The organism is Brevibacterium sp. HMSC07C04 (assembly GCF_001815905.1).
Classification (GTDB): Bacteria; Actinomycetota; Actinomycetes; order Actinomycetales; family Brevibacteriaceae; genus Brevibacterium.
Map to the genome: position 1 here is coordinate 1 of NZ_KV823271.1, position 5,003 is coordinate 5,003.

6 protein-coding genes are annotated in these 5,003 nt (G+C 63.4%); 4 read left to right on the plus strand and 2 right to left on the minus strand.

The genetic code is table 11. The features are described from left to right. Positions 1 to 270: 270 nt before the first annotated feature. Entirely contained in the window at positions 271 to 1,068 is a 798-nt protein-coding gene (locus HMPREF3162_RS08030; protein ID WP_083318955.1) for a rhomboid family intramembrane serine protease, read from the plus strand. 281 nt (positions 1,069 to 1,349) lie between these two features. Here the strand turns inward: HMPREF3162_RS08030 and HMPREF3162_RS08035 are convergent, their stop codons facing one another. Both HMPREF3162_RS08035 and HMPREF3162_RS11425 read right to left on the minus strand, forming a co-directional pair. After that, on the minus strand, positions 1,350 to 2,042 hold the full coding sequence (locus HMPREF3162_RS08035) for a membrane protein YczE (protein WP_256282697.1): 693 nt from the start codon (positions 2,040 to 2,042) through the stop codon (positions 1,350 to 1,352). Then, positions 2,033 to 2,590: a cell division protein CrgA gene (locus HMPREF3162_RS11425; protein ID WP_226829407.1), complete on the minus strand. Its 558-nt coding sequence runs from the start codon at positions 2,588 to 2,590 to the stop codon at positions 2,033 to 2,035. The genes HMPREF3162_RS08035 and HMPREF3162_RS11425 overlap by 10 nt, the downstream gene beginning before the upstream one ends. Before the next feature lie 175 nt (positions 2,591 to 2,765). Between HMPREF3162_RS11425 and HMPREF3162_RS11430 the strand changes: the two genes are divergently transcribed. The 3 genes from HMPREF3162_RS11430 to HMPREF3162_RS08055 are packed head-to-tail and all read left to right on the plus strand — an operon-like array spanning position 2,766 to position 4,943. Then, positions 2,766 to 4,037 carry a class E sortase gene (locus HMPREF3162_RS11430; RefSeq protein ID WP_083318957.1) on the plus strand — a complete coding sequence of 424 codons (1,272 nt, stop codon included), beginning with the start codon at positions 2,766 to 2,768 and terminating at the stop codon, positions 4,035 to 4,037. A 2-nt stretch (positions 4,038 to 4,039) separates the two neighbouring features. After that, the gene (locus HMPREF3162_RS08050) at positions 4,040 to 4,249 is read left to right on the plus strand and encodes a hypothetical protein (protein WP_070576286.1); all 210 of its coding nucleotides are present in this window, start codon (positions 4,040 to 4,042) and stop codon (positions 4,247 to 4,249) included. A gap of 19 nt (positions 4,250 to 4,268) precedes the next feature. Continuing rightward, the gene (locus tag HMPREF3162_RS08055) at positions 4,269 to 4,943 is read left to right on the plus strand and encodes an anthranilate synthase component II (RefSeq protein ID WP_070777554.1); all 675 of its coding nucleotides are present in this window, start codon (positions 4,269 to 4,271) and stop codon (positions 4,941 to 4,943) included. Positions 4,944 to 5,003: the final 60 nt, after the last annotated feature.

Below are 5,003 nucleotides of genomic sequence, written 5' to 3' on the forward strand. Positions count from 1 at the left end.
TGCGGCCCGGTTGCTGCCGGGCCGCGAGACACAGCGCCGCAGCTTCTGCTGCGGCGCTGTCGCTTTCTCAGTGCCAAACTCCCGAGGCTGCGGTCCAGAACCCAGCCCCAAACCGCCCGGGTGCTGATCTGGTACAGAGCCCAAGCTCCCGAGGCGCCGCCCCGGTTCCCCGAGCTCGCCTCCCGGGCGCCGGTGTTGAGCAAGCCGGGCGGCGCCTCGGCGTTTGAAGGCTGGTCAGGCCGCCAGAGCTGCTCGGCTATCCTCGTGTGCATGAGCGATTCAGCAGGTGCGACCCCCTTTTCGGAAGAACCTGACCCGGGAGGCGTGCCCGCTGGGCGACCGGTGCAGCGAGGCCCGGCAGTCGTGCTCACACGGCCCTATGTGACGTGGACGATCATCGCCATCACGTTCTTCTTCTTTTTGCTGCAGTTCTTTCCACCGCTTCAACTTCAGAGTCGTTTTGCCTTCGCCCCGATGCTTGCGCATGAGGAACCGTGGCGGGCTCTGACTGCGGCGCTCGTCCACGCGCAGCCCAATCCCAGCCACGTGCTGTTCAACATGCTGGGGCTGTTCTTCTTCGGCTCTTTTGTCGAACGGTCCATGGGGCACGTGTTCATGCTGGTCACATATGTGATCGGGGCGTTCGGCGGATCGGTGCTCACGCTTGTGCTGGCTGCGCCGGGAACCCCCGAATTCAGCTCCGCCTACGTTGGGGCCTCCGGTGCGGTGTTCGCAGTGGTGGGGACCCTGCTTGCGCCCACCAGCCGACTGGACCGGAACCTCATGGGAATCGTGCTGTTCTTGTGCCTCAACATGGCGCTTGTGACGGTCGATTCGAACATCGCCTGGCAGGCTCACCTCGGCGGTTTGGCCGTGGGATTTGTCCTGGGCGTGGCCCGCGTTATGCCTCGAGGGGCAGGCATCCTCGCTAAACGGTATGTGCGCGGTGGAATTGGTGTGGAGCCCACACCGGCTGTTCCGGCAAGCAGCTCTTCAGCACGGGGCGTGTTCTGGGCCGGGGCCGTTCTGACGACGGTTGTGCTCGTCGCCGCCTACGCGGTCGTGTGAGGCAGCGGGCTAGCGGCGTTAGCTGCCGCGGATTCAGGCTGGGCGAGAGCTCAGCCGGTCCAACCCACCGCTGCGCCAGGTGAACTCTGCTGATTAGTCGGAAGATTGAGGCAAAAACCGCGATTTCGCCTCAATCTTCCGACTAATCAGCAGAACTGGTGAGTAGGCAAAGGCTGCCGTGGCGCCGGGCCGGTTGCGCTGACAGGACAGGCGCCGCTGCCGGGCCGCACCTACCGTCGGGCCAGCCTCTCCGACGGGCCGCACCCACCGCCGGCCAAGCATCACGTGTCGTCGCTGACCAATGGGTCTGACGGCCCGAAGATGGACTGGGCTACCCGCAGGAAGAAGTTTGTGAGCGGACCGATGAGCAGCGCGTAGGCGAACGTGCCGATCCACAGTAGTCCGCCCAGCAGAACTCCGGCTACGAGAACGGCAATTTCGATGACCGAGCGCACCATCCACACGGGTTTGCCGGTCACTCGGGTCAAGCCGGTCATAAGCCCGTCACGCGGGCCGGGGCCGAAGTTCGGAATGATGTACAGAACCGTGGCGATGGCGTTGAGGACGATGCCGGAGACCATGAACAGAATCCGCACCCACAGCTGTTCCGGATAGCCGATCAGCCACACGAATAAGTCCAGCCACACGCCGATCAGCACCGCGTTGGCAATTGTTCCCAGCCCGGGCTTCTGTTTGAGCGGAATCCATGCCAGCAGAACGATCAGCGACATGATCACGATGATCGTCCCAATCGACAGCGGCACGTGGTGGGAAATGCCCTGGTGCAGAACATCCCACGGCACCGGCCCCAGGTTGGACATCACCATGAGACCAGAGGACAGCCCGTAGAAGGCAAGCCCCACGAACAGGGCCGTCAGTCGCCAGCCGAGAGGCGCCTGGGCCAGAACCCGAAAGTCTGCGGCCCTGGCCTGCTGGCCGGAGCCGCCTCGACCCGATCCGGGCCTCAGCGCCATCGGGTAGACATGGCCAAACCGGCGACCATGATGGTGAAGCCGGCAAGCAGGTTCCAGTTGCCCCACACCTCGACCGGCAGCGCGCCGCCGGACAGGTAGAACACGATCAGCCACAGCATGCCCACGATGATCACGGTGAGCATGGTCGGCAGGAACCAGCGGGGGTTGGGGCGCAGGCTGCTTTCCGAACTGCCGGATTCATACTTGGTCTGCTTGCGCGCCGATGCGCGCTTGGCCGGGTTGCCCGACTTCGCTGCGTTCTTCGACTTTTTGGCGGGCTTGGCGTTTCGGTTCTTCTGCTTAGTACCCGAACTGCCCTTGTCGCCCGCGTTCTTCTCAGTCTTCTTCTGAGCTGGCTTTTTGTCTGCCGAGCTGCCGCTTTCGTCTGCTTCAGAGGCAGCGGCTGGGGTCTCGTCTGAGGTCTTCGCGCTGTCTTCTGCGTCTGCGCTGTTCGCGTCGAGTCCTGCCGATTCTTCGGTGTCGGTTTCGGCCGGAACCTCGGATGAGGTTGCCTTGAGGTTTTCTTCGCGCTTGCTTGACGGGGCCACAGTTCTCCTTCGGTTGGCCTTGCACAGGCCAAACAACGGCATATCGGAATTCCTCAGGGTATGTTAGTCGTTTTCGGCTCGCATAGCACAGGCTCGTCGGATCGAGCCATTATGATAGCTCGTGGACACAACCGGAAAGCCCCGCTGGGATTGTTGGAAAGCGAAGAGGACACACGTGGATCAACCACTGACGCGCCGAGAACGCATCGCGCGTGAGAAGGCTGAGGCCCGGCGTGCAGGGCAGGCCGAATCGGCTGGTGAAACCTACGCCGTGCGTCCTGAAGACTCCCGCCAGGGGGACCGCCGATCCTCGGCTCCCGCTGAACAGGCCCACAGCCCGCATCACAAGCTGCAGGGCTCCGGACCTGCTTTCTCGCCCATGCAGGCATCGGGTGACCGGCCGTTCATTCGTCCGGCAGCACGTGATGTGCGCCGCGGCCACGGCACCGGCCCGCAGCACAATGTCGCGCCCGCTCAGTCCCACAGCGCTCCCACCGGCTACGCGGCACCGGCTGCCTACAGTCCGCCAACCGGCTACAGCCCACCGGGTGGCTACGCAGCACCTGGCGCATACAGCCCGCCAACGGGTCACGCGGCTCCCGCTGGCCACACCCCTCCGGCTGCCTATGCCGCACCTGGCGCATACAGCCCACCTGCCGCTTACAGCCCCCCGGCAGGCTATATCGAACCGGAACCCGAACCGCGCAAGCCGGAGCCTGAACCGCTCGGCTTCGTCCGCGGAACCATTCGCGGTTTCGGTGAGCTGTGCATCACCGCGGGCCTGGTCCTCATTCTCTTTGTGGTGTGGCAGCTGTGGTGGACCGACATCGAAGCCAATAAGGACAACCAACACCTGGCTGATTCGCTCAGCGAACAGTGGCGCGAAAATCCCCTCGATAAGCTTCCCGAGGACCCCGACACCCCTGTTCCCGCCGCGCTTCCGGACGAGAACAAAGCCTTCGGCATCATGTACATCCCGCGGTTCGGCCCCAACTACTACCGGACCATCGCGGAGGGAGTGTCGCTGGAACCCGTGCTCAACCGCATGGGCATGGGACACTACCCGTCGACCGCACGCCCAGGTGAAGTGGGCAACTTCGCTATGGCCGGACACCGTGTGACCTACGGAAAGCCGCTGAACCTCATTGCCGAAATGCAGCCGGGCGACAGGATCTACATTCAGACAAAGGAAGGCGTGTACACCTACACGTTCCGCAACTACGACATCACCCTGCCTGACGCCACGGAAGTGCTGGCACCGGTTCCCGCAGCGCCTGAATACAAAGGCAAAGACAGGATTATGACGCTCACGGCGTGCAATCCGATGTTCTCGGCTCGCGAACGCTACATCGCCTACGCGACTCTCACCGACTGGGCTCCGGCCGGCTCCGAAGTCCCCAAGGAGCTCAGCGACCTGCCCGCCTATGGGAAGGCCGGAGGGCAGTAAGCGTGTACGAATTCATTTGGCGGCTGCTGCCGGGCAACTGGTTCATCAAATTCATCCTCAGCCTGCTGTTGATCGCTGTCGTCGTGTTCGTCCTCATGCAGTACGTCTTCCCTGTGATCGCGCCCTACATGCCGTTCAACGACGCCACGATCGAAAGCCAAGCCGCCCACGTAACCGCCACGGCCGCTGCCGACGCAGCGGCTGTGCAATAACCCCGCCGGGAGCTGACCTGTGACAGCGCGCATCCTTGTGATCGACAACTACGATTCCTTCGTCTACACGCTTGTCAGCTACGTCCAGGAACTGGGCGCGCAGACTGACGTCATCCGCAACGACGACGTCTCGGCCGAACAGCTGGACGAACTTCTGCCCCAGTATGACGGCGTTCTCGTCTCACCGGGACCGGGTGCTCCGGCGGAGGCCGGCATCAGCGCCGACATCGTACGATGGGCCGCCGAGCACTCGCTTCCGTACTTCGGGGTGTGCTTGGGTCACCAGGTGCTGGGCGAGGTGTTCGGGGCAGTGGTCGACCGCTCCCCGGTGCTTATGCACGGCAAAACTTCGCAGGTTGTCCACAGCGGCGGATCCGTTTTTGCAGGCTGCCCGTCACCGCTGACGGCCACGCGCTATCATTCGCTGGCGATTGTGGACGACAGTCTGCCCCTGGATGTTTTTGAGATCACCGCGCAGACGGAAGACGGCATCATCATGGGCATCCGGCACAGGAAGGCCCCGCTGCACGGCGTGCAGTTCCACCCCGAAAGCGTTCTGACACAGAGTGGCTACCCGATGGTCGCGAACTTTTTGGCGGCGTGCGGAATGCGAGAGGCAATCGCTGCCGCCCACGATCGCGCTCCCGTCGCATCAGCCGCAGCGTTCAGCAGCATAAACGCTCAGAACGGCTGAATGCCCTGAAAGACACTGAAAGACTAAGCGGCCGGGGCTGGGTGTGCTCATCACACCCAG